We start from the raw sequence: 17,806 nt of genomic DNA on the forward strand, positions 1-17,806 counted from the left end.
ATTGATACACATTAAAAATAAAAATAATTAAATTTGTATCAAATAAACCAATCACTATAACTTGCACAGGATGTTGCATGATGAATGAAAAAACATTGGTCATAGACAAGGTTGACAATGACGTCCAACCACTCGATTCTCATCTAAAAATTACTACGCCTATCCCTGAACAGCTGGCTACAGAAATTCCACCAGCAGCTCCAGAACGTAGCAGCTATCAATGGTATGTGGTGATCATCTGTATGGTGGCCTACATTCTGTCTTTCGTAGACCGTCAGATTTTATCCCTGATGATTGAGCCGATTAAGGCCGACCTTATGCTCAGTGATACCCAGTTCAGCCTGTTACAAGGTTTGGCCTTTTCGCTGTTTTATGCCTTTATGGGCGTACCGATCGCCGCACTGGCCGATAAGAAATCCCGTGTGAAAATTATTTCGATCGGGGTCGCTTTCTGGAGTCTGGCCACTGCAGCCTGTGGCCTCAGTAAAAACTTTATCCAGATGTTCCTGGCTCGCCTCAGTGTCGGTGCCGGTGAAGCAGCCCTATCTCCTGCCTTTTATTCCATTGTGGCGGATCTATTCCCGAAACATAAACTGGGCCGTGCGCTAGGCGTATATGCCATTGGTGCTTTTATCGGTTCAGGATTGGCTTTCCTGATCGGTGGTTATGTGATTGGTCTGCTCAAAGATGTGAGCTTTGTCACTTTACCGGTGATCGGTGAAATCAAAACCTGGCAGCTGACCTTTATGATTGTCGGTTTACCGGGTGTATTGCTGGCATTACTGATGATTCTGACCGTACGTGAACCAGAACGTAAAGGCCTCAAAATGGATGCGAATGGTGTCGCAGTGAAAGCATCTTTTAAGAATTCGATGGGTTTTATCAAAACCCATAAAAAGACTTTCCTCTGTCATTTTATTGGCTTCTCTTTCTACACCATGATGCTGTATTCACTGCTCGGCTGGGCACCGGCCTACTACATGCGTCACTTTGGCCTGGATGCAAGCCAGACCGGATATATCCTTGGAAGTATTATTCTTGTCGCAAATACTTCAGGCGCCCTATTCTGTGGCTGGCTCATCGACTTCTTTTCTAAACGTGGCTATAGTGATGCAGCGATTCGTGCCGGTGCAATTGGCTGTGCTGCCCTGATCATTCCAAGTGTGCTATTTACTCAGGTCGACAATATGCAGCTTTCATTCGCATTGATCTTTGTCGCGATGTTCTTCTCCACCTTCCCGATTCCGGCATCAGCCGCTGCTACCCAGATGCTGACACCGAACCAGTTGCGCTCTCAGGTATCAGCCAAATTCCTGTTGATTTCTAACCTGATTGCACTCGGTGTGGGTACAACTGCGGTGGCGCTGATTACAGACCGATATTATGAGAATACCTTAATGGTGGGAAATTCAATTTCTATCGTCAATGCGATAGCCGGCCTGGTTGGTGTGTTCCTGCTGTATAAAGGCTGTCAGTATTATCGTGAAAGTATGAAAGTCGAAAAGCTGATCGATTAAGACAATATTAGATTTTCAAGCTTTAAATCCAAACCTTAAATCAGCCGATTTAAGGTTTTTTATTTAGATCACAAAAGATCAATAGATACTCATTCACACTCAATCTTTTTCTGCAATTCATATGAAAATTAAACTGCCTGGACATTGCCACCAAAAAGCCGTATAACACCGTTTTTCGAATTAACAGGTGTTGACCGTTGAAACTTGTTCTTGCACCCATGGAAGGCTTAACTGACCCGATTATGCGCGATGTACTGACATCCGTCGGGAGCTTCGACTGGTGTGTAACCGAGTTTATTCGTGTCACGGATTCGGTGCTGCCGGATCATATCTATCACACCTACTGCCCTGAATTGTTAAATGACGGCAAAACTGCTGCCGGCACGCCGGTGCATGTACAGTTTCTCGGAAATAATCCGGAAATGCTGGCAGCCAATGCAGTGAAAGTCGCTGCTATGGGCGCCCCTGCAATTGACATGAATTTCGGCTGTCCAGCCAAAACCGTAAACCGTCATCGTGGTGGTTCAGTACTGCTAGATGAACCTGAAGTCGTTTATGAACTGGTCAAAGCTGTTCGTGATGCCGTGCCTGCACATATCCCGGTTTCGGCAAAAATGCGTCTGGGTTATATGGATCGCAACTTCATGATGGAAAATGCCCATGCCATTGAAGATGCTGGAGCGGCCTGGGTCACTGTTCATGCGCGGACCAAGGCCGATGGCTATACTCCGCCAGCCTTCTGGGATCAGCTGCAACCAATTCGTGAAGCCTTAAAAATCAATGTCATTGCCAATGGTGAAATCTGGACCAATACCGATGCGAAGCAATGTCAGCTAGAATCAGGCTGTGAAGACCTGATGATTGGCCGTGGTGCGGTCACTACACCTGATCTGACCCAATGTATTCGCCAGAATTCTGATGAGCCGCTCATCACCTGGAATGAACTACTGGAACTGCAAATCCGTTTCCTGAATGGTTCCTATAAAAAGGAAATGAATATGGTCGGTCGTTATAAACAATGGCTGGGGATGATGTCCAAGCATTATCCTGAAGCCAAAGCGCTCTGGGATGAGGTCAAACGGATTAAACAGCTGGTTGAAATTACTGAAAAATTAAAAGCCTCGAAAAATTAAGAAAAAGCCTTTGAATAATTCAAAGGCTTTTCTGTTCGGATTGCCGCCTGTTTAAATTTGCGACATGTTCACGGTTGGTTTTCCAGGATTTTTCTAGTACTTCCTTCTCCAATCGAATCTGGATACGTTTAATCTTGGTATCAGAAATAACTCGCTGATTAAAGCTTTTTACATAATCTGTCCAACCTGCACCCCGAAATACATAATTCGGCATTGGGGTCTTGAATACCGCATCTGGCATAAATACAATCACAGAATGCAGCTGGGCTGGCTCAATAATATCAACCAGCAACTGCTCCAGAACTTTGATGTGCTTATAATTCTGATGAATCGGATTTTGAAATTTATAGCTATTTTTATAAAGTTTTTGCGTCTAGGTTTTTTGTCGCTCGCTACCAAAGATCCAGCCTTTATAGTTTTTGGTTTCAATCACAAACAGGCCATAAGGACTTAATAAGAAATGATCAATTTGTGTTGTGCTCCCTTCTCCATCTGGAAGAGTCAAATCGTTTAATAACCGATACTCAGGGTCTTTCAGATAAAGTTTGACATGCGTGGCAATAGCGAACTCTCCCAGCTTCCCTTTTTAAAATGGTTTAAATAACTTAAAAATGATTAAACCAATAAAAAGTAGAAGAACCCACCATAAACTCGACCAGAGTTGGCCTAAGATTAGTGTTACGAACTGATCCATATTTTAATTTTCATTAATTTTATGATTTTGATCTTAATGGGTTCGCTCAATATTTAACAGAATTTCTTTTTTATCCAGACCACCCGCAAAGCCTACCAGCTTACCACTACTGCCAATCACCCGATGACAAGGTGCAATAATCGAAATCGGGTTTTTACCATTGGCAGCACCCACGGCGCGTACTGCTTTAACATTACCGACCTGTTCAGCGATTTCCCGATAGCTTCGGGTCTGTCCATAAGGAATATTCAGCAAAGCCTGCCAGACTTTTTTTTGAAAATCAGTACCGGCAAAATCTAAAGGCAGCTCAAAAGTACTGCGTTGACCGGCAAAATATTCCTGAAGCTGACGCCGAGCTTCTATCAACACGGGATGCTGTGGATCTTCAACCAGAGTTGCCAACCTGACCCGATTCGGTTTTTCACAATCCCAGAGTACAGCTACCAGTGCCGTTTCATTGGCGACCAGCTGCAACTGTCCTACAGGCGAGTCCATGTAAATATAACTGAGTTGCATGGCCCTACTCCTACAGAATCAAGCTTGCCAGTTTTTATTTTACTCGAAATCAGAACTGCTCAACAGCTCTTAGGAGGAGGATAATTTCATCAAAACAAGTCCGGAAATAATCAGCACCGCAGCCAGCATACGCATAGCAGAAGCAGGTTCACCTAAAACTATAACACCGACCAGAAATGAGCCAACTGCACCAATGCCCGTCCAGATGGTATAGGCAGTCCCTAAAGGCAAAGTACGCATGGCATAGGCCAGTAATACAAAACTGAGCACCATAAAAACAATCGTAAAAATACTCGGTGTGAGTTTGGTAAAACCCTCTGAGAGCTTCATAGAATAGGCCCAGACAATCTCAAATAGTCCAGCGAATACAAGTATAATCCAGGCCATATCTCCCTCCTCCTGATTAACAGAGTCAGGCCGTCCTGACGATTTTTCTTGTTGAATTTTATAAATTTAATCAACAAGGGAGGTCGTTCCCCCTAAAAAAATAAACATCTTATAAAACAGATGACAAAACCAAACTGCCGTTTACAAAATTTGACTGAATGAGAATTAATTTAACCATGTCTTACTCAAATGCTCAGGACAACCTGAAGATTTCAGCCTATCTTAAGGAACGCCAACACGGGACATCGTGTTATGACATTACAGAGACTTGAGTAAGAAAAACAAACAAGGAATAAGTCCATATTATTAAGTTATGCACATGAATTAAATTTAAAAATAGCGTGGAGATCTTACACAATGAAACACAAAACTAAGACCTATTGATCACTTTTTGTTTGGCTTGATTATTAACCTTTGATGAATAAACGATCACTAAAATCAAGGGCTGACATATTTAAAAAGAACTCCAATTGAGTTCTTTTTATACAAATTCTGTCTAAGATGCAATCAATCAGGCTACAAACGATTACAAAATATGCAACATATCCATATGGTTATCAACATAGATATCTACACACTTATCCATAAAGTTATCCACAGATTTATGCACCTTAAACATTTTAGAGATTAAAGTTGGATTTGACCGACTTTAGCCAGCTCACTACGCATTTCATCAATCACAGCTTTATAATCTGGCTTGCCAAAAATCGCTGAACCGGCCACAAACATATCTGCACCAGCTTCTGCAATTTCACGAATATTTGCTGGTCCCACACCGCCATCTACTTCTAAGCGGATATCACGACCTGAAGCATCAATGATCTTGCGCGCCTGACGTAATTTATCCAAAGTCATTGGAATGAATTTCTGTCCACCAAAGCCAGGGTTCACACTCATTAGCAATACCTGATCAACCTTATCCAGTACATAATCCAGATAATGCAATGGTGTCGCTGGATTAAATACCAGACCGGCTTTAGCACCACCCGATTTGATCAATTGTAAAGAACGGTCAATATGATCAGATGCTTCCGGATGAAACGTAATAATATCTGCGCCTGCTTCCAGAAAGTCACCAATCATGCGATCTACAGGTTTCACCATGAGATGCACATCAATAGGTGCCTGAATACCATATTTTTTCAGTGCCTTACATACACCTGCGCCAAAGGTTAAATTGGGTACATAGTGATTATCCATAACATCGAAATGCACAACGTCTGCACCGGCCTGAAGTACATTTTCAACTTCTTCACCTAAACGGGCAAAGTCGGCAGACAAAATAGAAGGAGCAATTAAATAAGGCTTGGACATGAAAGGACCTGGCTAAGTAAAATTGGATTTTTCTCATTATACCAAATCCAGTCCTGCTACTGTGACTTGGATGTTGTGTGAATACAATGCTATGTAACGCTGGACAGTATTTGTGCTTAACATCATTTGACCTGGATGAAAATTAAGATGAAGATGATTAATTGAGACAGGAAAACTCGCATATCCATCAACAAAAAATCGAGGCTAAACATGCCTTGATCCTCAGAATATAGAGATATGAGTTTTTGCATTCAATATTAGGGCTAAACAGGTTGACTCATTTTTTCTTCGAATGCATGAATCCGTTCAATTCTTTTGTCCAGCTCGGGATGCGATTCCAGATATTTTTTGAGTTTTCCAATCAAACGCAACCATTTCAGTTCAGACTCGGTAATTTGCCGTTCTTTTCCATCAATATTCAGGGTAAAGTTTTTCATTTTTATCGTTTTACTCTGCTCTGCCAGGATTCTAGCGTTTTCAACCCGCTGCAAAAAGTTCGACAAATGGATACTGGATATCTGCTGTTGATGTAAATGTTGCATGGCATAATCATCCGCAGCAAGTTCAAGCGCCTGTGAATATCCCGCATCGGCGAGTACCGCTATAGATGCCGCCACGACATCACTTAAGTCTCCCGTTACCAAGGCAAATAATCCTGCTGCACCCAGGTTGGAAATCACTTTTTGCATGCTATGTTTTTGTACCAGATGACCTTGTTCATGCGCCAGTACTGCAAGGACTTCTTCATCTGCACCACTAAGCTTGACCAATTCATCGGTGACAATAATGGTATTGTTCGGAATCGCAGCGGCATTAAGTCCCATGATTTCTCCGCCTTGACGGAAAATAATCTTTGCAGGTTGTCCTACCGCAATTTTCTGTTCATACAGTTTTTTTAGACGTGCTTGATGCTCTGCGGAGAGCTTGGATGGCTCAGTTTGCTCAATTAATTTCTGCTCAGTTTGATTTCCTACCTCGACCAAGGTCTGTTCCGGAAGTAATTGAGCGAGCTGATGGGCCGTATAAGGAATCCCCCATTTAAGAATAAAAATTACCGCACATATCACGATAATCATCGAGAAGAAAATCAGGAGTGGAGAACGTTCAAATTTCCATATGGCATGATAGATTTCTTTGGATTTAATCTTCAGCCAATGCGGTGCTTTGGTCAAAAATTCAATCCGACGATCTTCAGGCAGTTCGATAATTGGTTTACGTCCCCCAACCCCACCAATATACGCCATATCAGGATAAGTAAAATAAAAGTCAGCTTCGCTCACTTGCTTGAGTGTTTCTTCACTAAGCTTCAGGGCAATCCCATGTTGCTGATCAGAGACAATCCATGCACGCTGGGCTTCAGCCAAAACCCCATCATAAAATCTGACTTCAACAGGTCGCTTCATCCTACTTGCCTCTATAACGATGCATCGAAATCAAAGATATCCAGTACTTCATTGGCTATAGCATTTGGATCACGCTGCAAGATATTTTTTAGATTAGTTTCGTCCTCTGCTAGATAGAGTTCTAGGTTAGCCAGTTGATATTCATATAAACGGATGCTCGCCCAAGGGGTCATGAGTCCCAAACTGAGTGCACGCACTATCCAGTTACTCAGTACAATCCAGCTATAGCGCCATGTCGTTACCCGGGTTTTAAAATAGCTTTGACCAAGCTCTACATGATTCCAGGTATACATATATAAGCGTGCAGAGATCATCGGCCAGACCAAGGCCAGGCAAAACAGATAGCTCAACACAACACCTAAGGTAAACAGGGCTGTACCGATCAAATCGACCCAGTAAACGATTGCTGCGCTCCATGCGATACCAATTAGCAGACACAGACATAAGGGAACATAGACTGCTGACATAAATTTAGACCATTTGATCCCCAAGCTGAACTGAAGTTGGCCGATCGATAAATGATTAAAGCAGTAACGTTTGTATAGCCAGATCACCACTGGGCTGAAAAGAAACAGGGTAAAAATGTTGACCAATATCGCGAGCCATAAAACCCTATAGGCTTCCCGATTGCTTCCACTAAAATGAAACCGGACATTGCCATATTTACTATTCCGGGCCTTAAATTTCAGGGTCATCCGAATTAACCAAGGTAGAGAGATCGCAGCAATCAGAAATAATGAACTGGTGACAAGAATGGAGTAATTGGTCAAGATCACTGTCACCACATACAACTCCAATGCCAATAGACGACCTAGCAGAATTCGGCTTGGCATGGCGATGAAGTCAAAGCGATGTTTTAACAATTGGGTATTACCGTAGAAATAGCGGATACGGCGTGCCTTTGCCCAAGGGCTATACAAAGTAAGCGTAATGATGGTTAACATCAGATTCACCATCCAGATTCCAAAATATTCCGTGGCACTGCCATGAAATCGGAAGTTATGTTTTTCTAGTGAAGGTGATGGCTGGTCAATCTCTGGTTCAGGCTTATTGTGCATCGTGTTCTTAACTGCAACTGGTTCTACCTGATTTTTGAATAGCAACTTATATGCCATTTTTATTATATTTATTTGATATTCATATAAAAAACTCCAAAAATATGACCTATTTTTGGAGTTTCATTGTACTTTTAAATTTGCTGCGCTTGTGTTGCTTGGCTTATGGATTTAATTGCACGGCATGGAATTGTAGATGGTCATCTACAAAGCTTTGAATAAAATAGTAACCATGATCATAACCTTGATGTTCACGTAAGGTTAATTTCTGGTTCACAGCATCGCAGGCTTGCTGAAATAAAGCCGGATTCAGCTGGCTATAGAACTGGTCAGAAAAGCCCTGATCAATCAGGATATCGCCAAACAGTGCACCTTTTTCCTGAACCAGCGCAGTTGCATCATGCTTCAACCATTCTTCGCGGTTTTCACCCAGATAATTCGAGAATGCCTTTTCACCCCATGGACATTGGCTTGGTGCACAAATCGGTGCGAATGCCGAAACTGAACAGAACTTTTCCGGATATTTAAAAGCCAAAGTTAAAGCGCCATGTCCACCCATGGAATGACCGAAAATCCCGATCTTATCCGCCTGAACTACGAACTCTTCACACACCAGTTCATACAACTCATCGACGATAAAGCTTTCCATCTGATAATGTTCAGCCCACGGTGCTTGAGTGGCATTGATATAGAATCCGGCACCCTGCCCGATATCCCAGTGATCCCCTTTGGCAACATCATCTCCACGCGGAGAAGTGTCTGGTGTAATCAGAATCAGACCAAGCTGGGCCGCCAGACGCTGGGCATGTGCCTTGATTGCAAAAGTTTCTTCAGTACAGGTCAGGCCAGCTAAATAGAACAAAGCTGGACAATTTTGACCTTCCAGAGCTTGTGGCGGCAGAAAGATTCCAAATCTGGTTGGTTTTTTTAATATTTTAGACTCAAAGCTATAAATCCGCTGTTCACCCTCAAAGCTTCGATTATTCTGTACCAGTTCCATCATCATTCCTTTTTCTATTTTCTAAAGTTGTAGATTGGCTTATGGAGTCAAAGCGACAGACGGAGATGCTGAAGTGGTCGTCGCTGGAGGGAAAAGACGCTGTTCCAGTTGTGGCAACATCAATTCCATGTTTTTGCCAATCACCCATTGTGGTTCTGAAGGTTCAAATCCTTGAGCGGCTTCCCATTTAGCCACTGTAGTCTTGGCCTGCTCAAAAGAGGCTTTCAGGCTGTTATTTTCACGCATGGCCTCATCAAAGAAAGCACGGCCGAAATAGGTATAATCAGCTTCGTTTGAACAACCGAAAGACTGACGGTCAGCAGCAGAGGCTGTGATAATTAAAGTATTATCATTCTGCAAAGCCGAAGCGAAACTACCTGAGAAACAGGCAGAAATAACAATCACTCGCCAGCGTACACCTGAGGCATCCAGAGTATCACGCAACCATTTTGGATCGACTGATGCCAGATCTAGCGGTGCATTTTCCATTTCAAATTCATTTGGCAAGCCATGTGAGGTCATATACAGGAACAGTACATCACTTTCCCGGTTCATCTGCTGGCCAATACGGCGCAAGGCCAGTTCCATGCTGGTTTTGGAAGCAAGCGGAATTTCAGTTCGCGTTGCCGGATGATTGACTAGCATAATCGAACGGCCAAAAGTCCCAAAACGGGTATCAAACTGCTTTTTAATCCGCTCTATTTCTGAATAGAACACATCCTGATAACTCGCGCCAGCCACACCCATGAAGTACCAGTGCGATTGTGCAAATTCACCATATTCAATTGCATCTAACGCCTTGTTCAGCAAGATCGGCTGAGCATAGAAAGCATCCTCAGCAAAACTTGGTGGAATTTCTTCGACTTTCCAGATTGGCTGATCTTTCACCGAAATCTGCCACACCACCAAAGTAAACAGGGTGGCCAGCATAATCAGTGCCCGTTCCCACCACGGCCATTTTAATTCACGTGAAATTACCCAGACCACAGCCAGACTTTGCCAGACAAATAGCATGACAAACAGGGTTGGAATATAAACATAGAAAATATAAGGTAGATAATCCAGATCACCCAGATACTGGATCAAGCTCTGGAACAGCATGATATGCGTATCCAGCACCAGCCAGAGCAATGCGGGTACCAGCATCAGACGAGGATTATTCACCCGTTGGGACAAAAAGATCCCGACAATCAAGGCAATAAAGGGCCAAAGCGCATAACTGATCAGACCTTGAGAGTTAAAATCTCCCATGCGGCCGGAACTGAGCCAGCTAAAGAGACTGTTAGCACAGCCGCCCAAAATCCCCCAGAATACCAGTTGCAGAATAGAGGGACGCACCAGTTGCAGCGAACGCCGAGATCCCAGAAATAACCACATCCCGGCAATTTGGTTGCTTTTAAAATCGTGCCAAAAATTGATGGAGGGTTTAAAGTCGATCATATGATTTCAGGGAGATGAGTGGCTCGCTAATGTGCCCAATAAGTTTATGCTTGATATAAGTTTTATCAATGCCAATTTTTAAATATATAACAAATCCTTGATCTATTTTGAAGCAATTCTCATATTAAGTAACCAGTTCATGCTGAAAATAGGCATCAAAACGGCAAGCATCACCAGACCATTGATGATTTGGCTCTTTTCCAGCTAAAAATACGGCCAGACGAGGACGTTTCACCACCACCCGCTTGCCAATTTTTTGTGCTAATTCTAAGAGATTATCCCCCAGATCCATTTCACCATCTTCCGGTAAAAGCAAATGTAATAACTGCATTTGTTTTTTCACCTGTGCCTGCTTTTTCGGTGCCTGCTGATTCTGGTCACGTTGTGGAAACATCGGGTCCAGATAAACCACATCGACGACCGCATTCTGCTCAGTCTGTGATTTCAGATAGTCTGCAGAATCTGAAAAAACCAGATGAATCCGGTTAACCACCGAACTTAGAAAAGTATCCTTTTTCGCTCGGTGATGACTGTCTTCAAGCAGGGTAAATAAAATAGGATGTCGTTCGACCAAGGTCACCTGAGCACCCAAATGTGCCATCAACAGACTGTCATGACCTAGCCCAGCCGTTGCATCAATAAGAGTCGGCTTTTCTCCCAAATTACAAGCACGAGCAATCATTTCCGATTTTAAAGAGGCACGTTTTAAGCGCCCTACTTCTGCTTGCCAATCTGGTTGCATTTTCATGCCATTGGCACAGAGCCATAGGCCGTCAGCATCAACACACAACGCCAGTTCGGGATGTAAACGCAAGAAACGTGCATTCAGCTTTTCAATAACCTCAATACTAACCTCTACATCACGAGAAGAAAGCACAGCCTCGAAGTGCTGTGCTTTCTCTTGATACTCAGATTCGGTATATAAGCGAATCGTGCTTACCATAATCTCCAACCTGTAAAGGCAAATAATAAAATCAGTAAACCTGAGGCAATGCGATACCAGGCAAAAACCATGAAATCACGTTTTGCCACATAGGCTACCAAGGCACGGATTAATAAAAGCGCCGAGATGAACGATACGATGATACCGACTGCCAGAACTGTCCAGTCTTCTGTGCTACTGTAAACATCATAGCTTTGATAAAGATCGAGCAGGCCTGCACCGATAATGACCGGAATCCCCAAGAAGAATGAAAATTCAGTTGCAGCCTTACGTGATACGCCAAGGAACATCGCCCCGATAATGGTCGCACCTGAACGTGAAGTTCCCGGTATCAGGGATAAGACCTGAATCAGACCGATCCAGATTGCATCTTTCACGGTCAGATCTTCAACTTCTTGGGCACGTACCTTGGGTGGATTCTTTTCAATCCAGATAATGATCAGACCACCAACGATCAAGCCAATGGCAATCGCAATATTATTGAATAGCAGCTCTTTTACGGTTTGCCCTAGGGTCAGGCCAATCAGCACAATGGGAATAGAGGCCAGAATCAGGCCAATCCCTAAACGGCGTCCTTGCGGTTCACCACTTACGATCCCGGTTGCTGCACCCCAAAGCCGTGCCCAATATTCATAAATAACCGCGGCAATTGCCCCCATCTGAATTGCGACGACAAAAACATCGCTTTTTTCTTTGGTCCAGAAATTCATTAATTCTGAAGCCAAAATCAGATGCCCAGTACTGGAAATAGGCAAAAACTCGGTAATACCTTCAACAATACCCATAATTGCTGCTTTCAGCAGCAGTAAAAGATCCATGCTTAATCCTGATTAATTATGCTTTGCTTTGTTCTGGAATTTTTTTCCATGCGTTATCACGTAAATATACCGGAAGTGCCAATTCTGCACTGACCCAATTTTCTGTTTTTGCTGCTGCACGCGCAATCATGGCAATATCCTGTGCTGTTGCACTGACATTTTTATATTCGGATGCTGTTTCTTGAACTAGATTGGCACCTGAACCCACCACAGTAAATTTAACTGCTTCAGCACCTTGTTCATAACTCAAAAGCTGTTCTTCATCAACAGTCTGCATAATCCTTTGAGCATCTAACTGATAACTGGCGACATAGACTTCATTCATCCGTGCATCCAGTACTGCAGTTACTGCAGTTAAACCATGCAAACGATATGCCGCTTGCGCCAAAGCCTGTAAAGTGGATACCGGAATTACAGGCAGATCATTTGACCAAGCCAAAGCTTGAGTCACAGCCGCATTGATACGAACACCACTAAACGATCCCGGGCCACGACTAAAAGCAATCGCTGTCAGATCAGATACAGCCAATCCTAGATCATTGAGGCCTTGTTCAATCATTGGAAGAATGGTTTGCGTTTGTGCCTTGGCGCGCGCATCAAGCTGAAAAAATAGTTCTTGAGTATCATCGATCACAGAGACGGAACACTGCTCATTGGCAGTCTCCAATGCCAGCACTTTCATGCACAACCTTAATTCAGAGAATATAAAAAACGTCGAATATAATACTCCACTCATATCTTCTAGGCGAGATTTTCCCAAGCCAGATACAAAAATGCCTAGAAAATTCTAGGCTTAACTGAGGACATTATTCAGATAACAGCCTAAAGCTGTACTTCTTCCAGATCCTGAAATTTCTGGAAATGCTCAGCATAGTGCATGGCGCTCATTTTCAGTTTCTGAATACTGGCGTCATCTAAAGTTTTCACGACTTTGCCTGGTGAGCCCATCACCACCGAATTATCAGGAATTACCTTCCCTTCTGGAATCAGGGCATTGGCACCAATAATACAATTCTTGCCAATCACGGCATGATTTAAGATCACTGCCTGAATTCCAATCAGGCTATTATCGCCAATGGTGCAACCATGCAGCATGGCCTGATGACCAATCGTCACATAATTCCCGATGTTCATTTCAATGCCAGCATCGGTATGTAGCACTGCATTTTCCTGAACATTGGTGAAGTCACCTAAACGGATTTTGCTGTTATCGGCGCGAACGACGGCACCAAACCAGACACTCACCTGCTTGCCCAACTCGACCTGTCCAATGACCGTCGCTGTAGGTGCCACCCAACCATCCCACGGCTGATGCGTTGCTTTTGGTGAATGTCCCTGAAATTGATATAACATGGCTGAAATCCTGTTCAACGGTTAAAAAATTTTGAGCGTTTAAACGCAGGTGAATTAAGTAAAAATGGCCAGTCTTTTTTATAGTCAAGCCCGTACTGAAATAATGAAATTAGCATACGTGCGGTCAGTCCCCAGACAATCTCATTTTCCACCCGCATACTTGGAAAATATAAAGACTGCTGGGCAAACCGCACTTCATAAGGCATCGGCTGGGCTTCCAGCAAATGCTGCAAGGAAGCAAAGAAAATCCGGTCAATTTCCGTCGGCTGAGGAATAAGTTGAATGGTAGGCGGAATTAAACCGACCACAGGCTTAACCAGCATCCCGTTACGTGCTTTTTGCATCGGGAGATCCCCGATCAGATGCACATCAAATGGATTAAGCGCCGTTTCCTCATACGCCTCTCTCAAAGCCACTACAATATTACTGGTATCTTGAGGGTCGCGTTTACCACCTGGAAAAGAGACTTCCCCTGCATGATTATTCATATAAGCTGAACGGCGTGTCAGCAAAACTTTGGGATCAGCTTCATCTGTGATCGCAATTAATACAGCAGCCTGTGCAGTTTGAATCCGTTTGGAAAATCGTAAATGTTTCTGCAAGCGTTGTATTAATCCCAGCTCATCCATTCATTCAGCTCCCTATGCGACTATAATTTCATCATAGCTGATTTTTGATTTGGCGGGATAGAAATGATGCCAAATTTTGATTTTTCAGTTATCCTGACCTTACTGTTATCATTGATGATGAATATGAACTTCTGTGTGAACTGTGGACATAAAACAACAGAGAAAATTCCTTTAGGCGATCAGAAGGTTCGCAAGGTTTGTACTACATGCGGATATATTCATTACATTAATCCAAAAGTGATTTGCGGTGCATTGGTGCTCTGGGAAGATAAAGTCCTGCTCTGCCGCCGTGCAATTGAACCACGTTATGGACTGTGGACCCTACCTGCCGGCTATATGGAACTGTTTGAAACCATGGAACAGGGCGCAGCACGCGAAACCCGTGAAGAAGCCGAAGCTGAAGTGGATATTGAACAGCTGTACTGCATGTACAATATTCCGCGGATTGGCCAGATTTATGTCCTGTTTAAATCTCAACTGATTGATGGAAAATTTGGTGCAGGTGAAGAAACCATTGAAGCACGTTTATTTAATGAAGATGAAATTCCCTGGAGTGAACTGGCTTTCCCGAGTGTAGAGCATACGCTTCGTCATTATTTTGAAGACCGTAAAACCAATAGTTTCCCGATGCACCTAGAGACCTTGGGTACTCGTTTGGATCACACAGGTTAAAATGTCTTTTTATAAAAAAGCCCATCATTTGATGGGCTTTTTTCATTATTTGGTTTTGATGCTATAACAATCCGCTAATTTAAATGAAACACTTCCGCCACTTAGCTTGGCCAGATTGGTCTCTTCTGTCGTTTCATCAGTATTATTGTTGTTATAGACTTTCTGGAAGCTGGCATAAGTATTTGCCCAGCCTACACTTTCTCCAGCTGAGTTGGTAAAGCCCACACGACTGGTTCCATTCAATACATTAGATAAATTGAGTAATGCCCCATCAATCACAATCTTATCATCTGTATTGGTTGAAGCCTGAATAGTGGAGTTCATACCTACCAAGGCACCATTTAATGAACCAAATACAGGATCAGCGAAGACCAGTCGCATAGATACTGTTTTTTCATCTATAAATGCACGGCCTAAGGTACCGAGACGATATTGTTGAACGCCGTTATTGTCTTTAAGTCCAGCCGGTAAGATATCTCCCTGGCAACCATTAATGCTATCAGTTGCAAGATTGCTCGCGGACTGCATATTGGTACGCACATCACCATTACTATCAATCACAACACCCACTGTAACAGGGCTAATTGAGTTTTCGCTAAATTTAAACTCCATGTTGCCATACATTGGGAAAATATATTCTTCACCTGGCTCTACATTTTCAGCTGTTCTAAAGACTTGACGATCCAGATAGCTGATCGGGAAAATTTTATAAAGATCAATTGAGCCACTATAGTTGTCATCATCGGCATTAAAACGCCATAAGCCAAGACTGGCACGATCAGCATCGCTGAGTTCAGTTTTACCTGTGGCCATCTTATAAAATGCTTCTTTACCGGCAATCACATAATCGCTCAGCAAACGACCTTGGTAAATTTCTAATGGATTGCTGTTGTTAGCCACATTCATTTTATATGGTGCATTTGATGAAAGCATTCTCGTGGCAGGGCTAATCCAGCTGGTTTGCGGTACTGCAGTAATTTGCTGTGGTTTGACCTTACGGATCAATTCCGCATTAATGCCACCCAAAGATCCCAGATTATTGGAGCCCAGTTTTAGCTGAGTGTCACGCCACTGTAGTCCACTGCCAAAGGTATAACCTTGGCGGTCTGTAATCAGGATAAAATGTCCAAATAAATATTTAGTCGTTTTATCTTTAATGTCACATACAGATTTATTACAACCCGCCAGGCCATCGGAACCAGTCAAGTTACTGCTAATAATGCCTGAAGTTGAGAACAGAGAAAATTCCGGTTGATATACTGCTGCACTGGCAATATTGGCCAGTTTTTTTACGACTTCAAAGGCCTGATCATCACTAATCTGGCTAATATCAATAAAAGGTTTAAGGGTTTCTGCCAAATTTGCATCTGTCAGGCTGATATCTTTATTAATTTTGCCCAGATTCTTTCGCATATCTTCTGTGATATACAAGGGCTGTACATCCGTCGGATTATAGATACGGCCTTTTTCCAGTGCCAAGGTCTGCCAGATTTTGACCAGTTTCATCGCCACCTGTACGGTTGGATCTGTCTGTTCGATTCTGGCAATATTACGACCAGTAATTCCCTTGGCAATATCAAGTACACTTAGTCGAGGTAATTGACTCGATGTACTGAGGTTCATATATTCAGAAAGCTTTACAGTACCCAACTTGATTTTGGTATCACTAAAACTTTTCAGATAAAATTCAATACTATCTGCTTTTTGACAAGTACCTGACGCCACCCCATCATTTTGGTCAAATAAAGTAATAAAGGTATTTTCTTTATCACCACTACAATTAAAATTAAGACCATCAATTGGATATTCAAGCCCCCATTCCAGACAATTCGTTGCAGTAGCAGAGCATGAACCGTTCGTGGTGGCTTCATCATTTTGTTCTGGTATGACATTCGCACTTTCACCTCCGCATCCGCTGAGGGCGGCAAATAAAGCAGTGAAAGCAAATGGATATAATATTTTATTTTTCATCTTATTCTACTCGAATCGTCCTTATCGAATGGCGACTAGTTTTAGTTGTCCATAATTTGTCAGCATCTTGTCTTCAACATCTATGGCTGAAGCGAGTGGGGTCATTAATACATATTGGCTTTGCGCAGGAATCTGAATAATTCCCTGTATCTTCTCATGTTGAATAATATTGGCTTGTGCTTCCTGATTTTTAAAACCGCCCGCCCCTTCTAAAACACAGCCTCGTTCATCCAGAAATACAACAAATGGCCAGTAATAGGCAGGATTATTCTGACGGGAAGCATAAGACTGAATCTGAATATTTTTAATATCAGATTTTAGCTTCACAATTTCATAATCAAACTCATCTGATTTCAGCGGTGCCCGTGGCCACAGATTAATGGATTTACCTGCACTAATCTCTTTCGCATTCTTAACTTTTTTATCTTTAAAACACTGCTTACCTAAGCTTTCTACAGATTCAGGCTGAGAAATACGATAGTAGGTTTGAGCCAGTACAATAGGACCAGAATCTACAACAGGTTGCTGAAACAAGGATTTTATAATCGACTGTCCCACTCCTTTTTCACGCTCAATCGTCTGTACACGTGTTGACCCAATATTTTTATCAACTATCCCTTCAGGCATGCTGTAGAAACGTTTTTTACCTTCCAGATTAAATTCTTTATTTTCCAGATATTCACTATCCACATATTCCACCCCTTCAACCTGACTGAAACCCTGTTTTTGAACAGGATCAAGTACTGCCTGAATGACAGGTTCAGGGGTTTGAAGCTGTGTCACTGGTGGTAAGTGCTGCGGTAATCTAGACTCAACGTGTTTAGTTGGTTGTACTGGTTGTACTGGTTGTACTGGTTGTACTGGTTGTACTGGTTGTACTGGTTGTACTGGTTGTACTGGTTGTACTGGTTGTACTGGTTGTACTGGTTGTACTGGTTGTACTGGTTGTACTGGTTGTACT

The 17,806-nt window shown here is 42.8% G+C and carries 17 protein-coding genes and 1 pseudogene; 3 read left to right on the top strand and 15 right to left on the bottom strand.

Annotated features, from left to right (window positions below; translation table 11 throughout):
• The first annotated feature begins 77 nt into the window (after positions 1 to 77).
• Complete coding sequence (locus ACEWB7_RS04205; RefSeq protein WP_262738331.1) at positions 78 to 1,517, top strand: spinster family MFS transporter; 1,440 nt, start codon at positions 78 to 80, stop codon at positions 1,515 to 1,517.
• A gap of 197 nt (positions 1,518 to 1,714) precedes the next feature.
• A complete protein-coding gene (locus tag ACEWB7_RS04210; RefSeq protein WP_262738332.1) occupies positions 1,715 to 2,650 on the top strand; it encodes a tRNA dihydrouridine synthase in 936 nt (311 codons plus the stop codon).
• A 19-nt stretch (positions 2,651 to 2,669) separates the two neighbouring features.
• Here the strand turns inward: ACEWB7_RS04210 and ACEWB7_RS04215 are convergent.
• The 13 genes and pseudogenes from ACEWB7_RS04215 to ACEWB7_RS04275 form a co-directional block, all read right to left on the bottom strand.
• A pseudogene (locus tag ACEWB7_RS04215) lies at positions 2,670 to 3,227 on the bottom strand (nuclease-related domain-containing protein).
• Positions 3,228 to 3,377: 150 nt separating this feature from the next.
• On the bottom strand, positions 3,378 to 3,860 hold the full coding sequence (locus tag ACEWB7_RS04220) for a methylated-DNA--[protein]-cysteine S-methyltransferase (protein WP_180012475.1): 483 nt from the start codon (positions 3,858 to 3,860) through the stop codon (positions 3,378 to 3,380).
• Between the two features lie 69 nt (positions 3,861 to 3,929).
• Positions 3,930 to 4,247, bottom strand: coding sequence for a quaternary ammonium compound efflux SMR transporter SugE (gene sugE / locus ACEWB7_RS04225; protein WP_034170625.1), 318 nt, complete (start codon positions 4,245 to 4,247; stop codon positions 3,930 to 3,932).
• Positions 4,248 to 4,874: 627 nt separating this feature from the next.
• Positions 4,875 to 5,561, bottom strand: a complete 687-nt coding sequence (gene rpe / locus ACEWB7_RS04230; protein ID WP_034170624.1) for a ribulose-phosphate 3-epimerase — start codon at positions 5,559 to 5,561, stop codon at positions 4,875 to 4,877.
• Positions 5,562 to 5,824: 263 nt separating this feature from the next.
• A complete protein-coding gene (locus ACEWB7_RS04235; RefSeq protein ID WP_262738333.1) occupies positions 5,825 to 6,964 on the bottom strand; it encodes a M48 family metallopeptidase in 1,140 nt (379 codons plus the stop codon).
• An 11-nt stretch (positions 6,965 to 6,975) separates the two neighbouring features.
• Entirely contained in the window at positions 6,976 to 8,022 is a 1,047-nt protein-coding gene (locus ACEWB7_RS04240) for a YjgN family protein (protein ID WP_312309548.1), read from the bottom strand.
• Between the two features lie 160 nt (positions 8,023 to 8,182).
• The gene (gene fghA / locus ACEWB7_RS04245; protein ID WP_312309546.1) at positions 8,183 to 9,019 is read right to left on the bottom strand and encodes an S-formylglutathione hydrolase; all 837 of its coding nucleotides are present in this window, start codon (positions 9,017 to 9,019) and stop codon (positions 8,183 to 8,185) included.
• A 39-nt stretch (positions 9,020 to 9,058) separates the two neighbouring features.
• On the bottom strand, positions 9,059 to 10,459 hold the full coding sequence (locus ACEWB7_RS04250) for a C13 family peptidase (protein ID WP_262738336.1): 1,401 nt from the start codon (positions 10,457 to 10,459) through the stop codon (positions 9,059 to 9,061).
• Between the two features lie 124 nt (positions 10,460 to 10,583).
• Positions 10,584 to 11,402 carry a class I SAM-dependent methyltransferase gene (locus tag ACEWB7_RS04255; RefSeq protein WP_262738337.1) on the bottom strand — a complete coding sequence of 273 codons (819 nt, stop codon included), beginning with the start codon at positions 11,400 to 11,402 and terminating at the stop codon, positions 10,584 to 10,586.
• A complete protein-coding gene (locus ACEWB7_RS04260) occupies positions 11,396 to 12,220 on the bottom strand; it encodes an undecaprenyl-diphosphate phosphatase (RefSeq protein ID WP_262738338.1) in 825 nt (274 codons plus the stop codon). The genes ACEWB7_RS04255 and ACEWB7_RS04260 overlap by 7 nt, the downstream gene beginning before the upstream one ends.
• Positions 12,221 to 12,236: 16 nt before the next feature.
• A complete protein-coding gene (tsaB, locus tag ACEWB7_RS04265; protein WP_262738339.1) occupies positions 12,237 to 12,902 on the bottom strand; it encodes a tRNA (adenosine(37)-N6)-threonylcarbamoyltransferase complex dimerization subunit type 1 TsaB in 666 nt (221 codons plus the stop codon).
• Positions 12,903 to 13,042: 140 nt separating this feature from the next.
• Entirely contained in the window at positions 13,043 to 13,573 is a 531-nt protein-coding gene (locus ACEWB7_RS04270) for a gamma carbonic anhydrase family protein (RefSeq protein ID WP_005234166.1), read from the bottom strand.
• Between the two features lie 14 nt (positions 13,574 to 13,587).
• Positions 13,588 to 14,202, bottom strand: a complete 615-nt coding sequence (locus ACEWB7_RS04275; RefSeq protein ID WP_004783401.1) for a CoA pyrophosphatase — start codon at positions 14,200 to 14,202, stop codon at positions 13,588 to 13,590.
• Between the two features lie 123 nt (positions 14,203 to 14,325).
• Between ACEWB7_RS04275 and ACEWB7_RS04280 the strand changes: the two genes are divergently transcribed.
• A complete protein-coding gene (locus tag ACEWB7_RS04280) occupies positions 14,326 to 14,874 on the top strand; it encodes an NUDIX hydrolase (RefSeq protein WP_262738344.1) in 549 nt (182 codons plus the stop codon).
• 45 nt (positions 14,875 to 14,919) lie between these two features.
• Here ACEWB7_RS04280 and ACEWB7_RS04285 read toward each other — a convergent pair whose 3' ends face one another.
• The gene (locus tag ACEWB7_RS04285) at positions 14,920 to 16,845 is read right to left on the bottom strand and encodes a hypothetical protein (protein WP_411580448.1); all 1,926 of its coding nucleotides are present in this window, start codon (positions 16,843 to 16,845) and stop codon (positions 14,920 to 14,922) included.
• Positions 16,846 to 16,866: 21 nt separating this feature from the next.
• Positions 16,867 to 17,806, bottom strand: a 940-nt coding sequence (gene filE / locus ACEWB7_RS04290) for a putative pilus assembly protein FilE (RefSeq protein ID WP_411580449.1), incomplete at its 5' end; no start/stop codon positions are given.

The organism is Acinetobacter sp. NIOH-H-8 (assembly GCF_046635365.1).
Lineage (GTDB): Bacteria > Pseudomonadota > Gammaproteobacteria > Pseudomonadales > Moraxellaceae > Acinetobacter.

What these genes read in the sequence shown, in the direction of transcription:
- ACEWB7_RS04280 (WP_262738344.1), top strand. Translation starts at nt 14,326, where the DNA reads ATGAACTTCTGTGTGAACTGTGGACATAAAACAACAGAGAAAATTCCT.
- ACEWB7_RS04240 (WP_312309548.1), bottom strand. Translation starts at nt 8,022, where the DNA reads ATGCACAATAAGCCTGAACCAGAGATTGACCAGCCATCACCTTCACTA.
- ACEWB7_RS04205 (WP_262738331.1), top strand. Translation starts at nt 78, where the DNA reads ATGATGAATGAAAAAACATTGGTCATAGACAAGGTTGACAATGACGTC.
- ACEWB7_RS04255 (WP_262738337.1), bottom strand. Translation starts at nt 11,402, where the DNA reads ATGGTAAGCACGATTCGCTTATATACCGAATCTGAGTATCAAGAGAAA.
- ACEWB7_RS04220 (WP_180012475.1), bottom strand. Translation starts at nt 3,860, where the DNA reads ATGCAACTCAGTTATATTTACATGGACTCGCCTGTAGGACAGTTGCAG.
- fghA (WP_312309546.1), bottom strand. Translation starts at nt 9,019, where the DNA reads ATGGAACTGGTACAGAATAATCGAAGCTTTGAGGGTGAACAGCGGATT.
- ACEWB7_RS04250 (WP_262738336.1), bottom strand. Translation starts at nt 10,459, where the DNA reads ATGATCGACTTTAAACCCTCCATCAATTTTTGGCACGATTTTAAAAGC.
- tsaB (WP_262738339.1), bottom strand. Translation starts at nt 12,902, where the DNA reads ATGAAAGTGCTGGCATTGGAGACTGCCAATGAGCAGTGTTCCGTCTCT.
- ACEWB7_RS04235 (WP_262738333.1), bottom strand. Translation starts at nt 6,964, where the DNA reads ATGAAGCGACCTGTTGAAGTCAGATTTTATGATGGGGTTTTGGCTGAA.
- ACEWB7_RS04270 (WP_005234166.1), bottom strand. Translation starts at nt 13,573, where the DNA reads ATGTTATATCAATTTCAGGGACATTCACCAAAAGCAACGCATCAGCCG.
- rpe (WP_034170624.1), bottom strand. Translation starts at nt 5,561, where the DNA reads ATGTCCAAGCCTTATTTAATTGCTCCTTCTATTTTGTCTGCCGACTTT.
- ACEWB7_RS04285 (WP_411580448.1), bottom strand. Translation starts at nt 16,845, where the DNA reads ATGAAAAATAAAATATTATATCCATTTGCTTTCACTGCTTTATTTGCC.
- ACEWB7_RS04260 (WP_262738338.1), bottom strand. Translation starts at nt 12,220, where the DNA reads ATGGATCTTTTACTGCTGCTGAAAGCAGCAATTATGGGTATTGTTGAA.
- ACEWB7_RS04275 (WP_004783401.1), bottom strand. Translation starts at nt 14,202, where the DNA reads ATGGATGAGCTGGGATTAATACAACGCTTGCAGAAACATTTACGATTT.
- sugE (WP_034170625.1), bottom strand. Translation starts at nt 4,247, where the DNA reads ATGGCCTGGATTATACTTGTATTCGCTGGACTATTTGAGATTGTCTGG.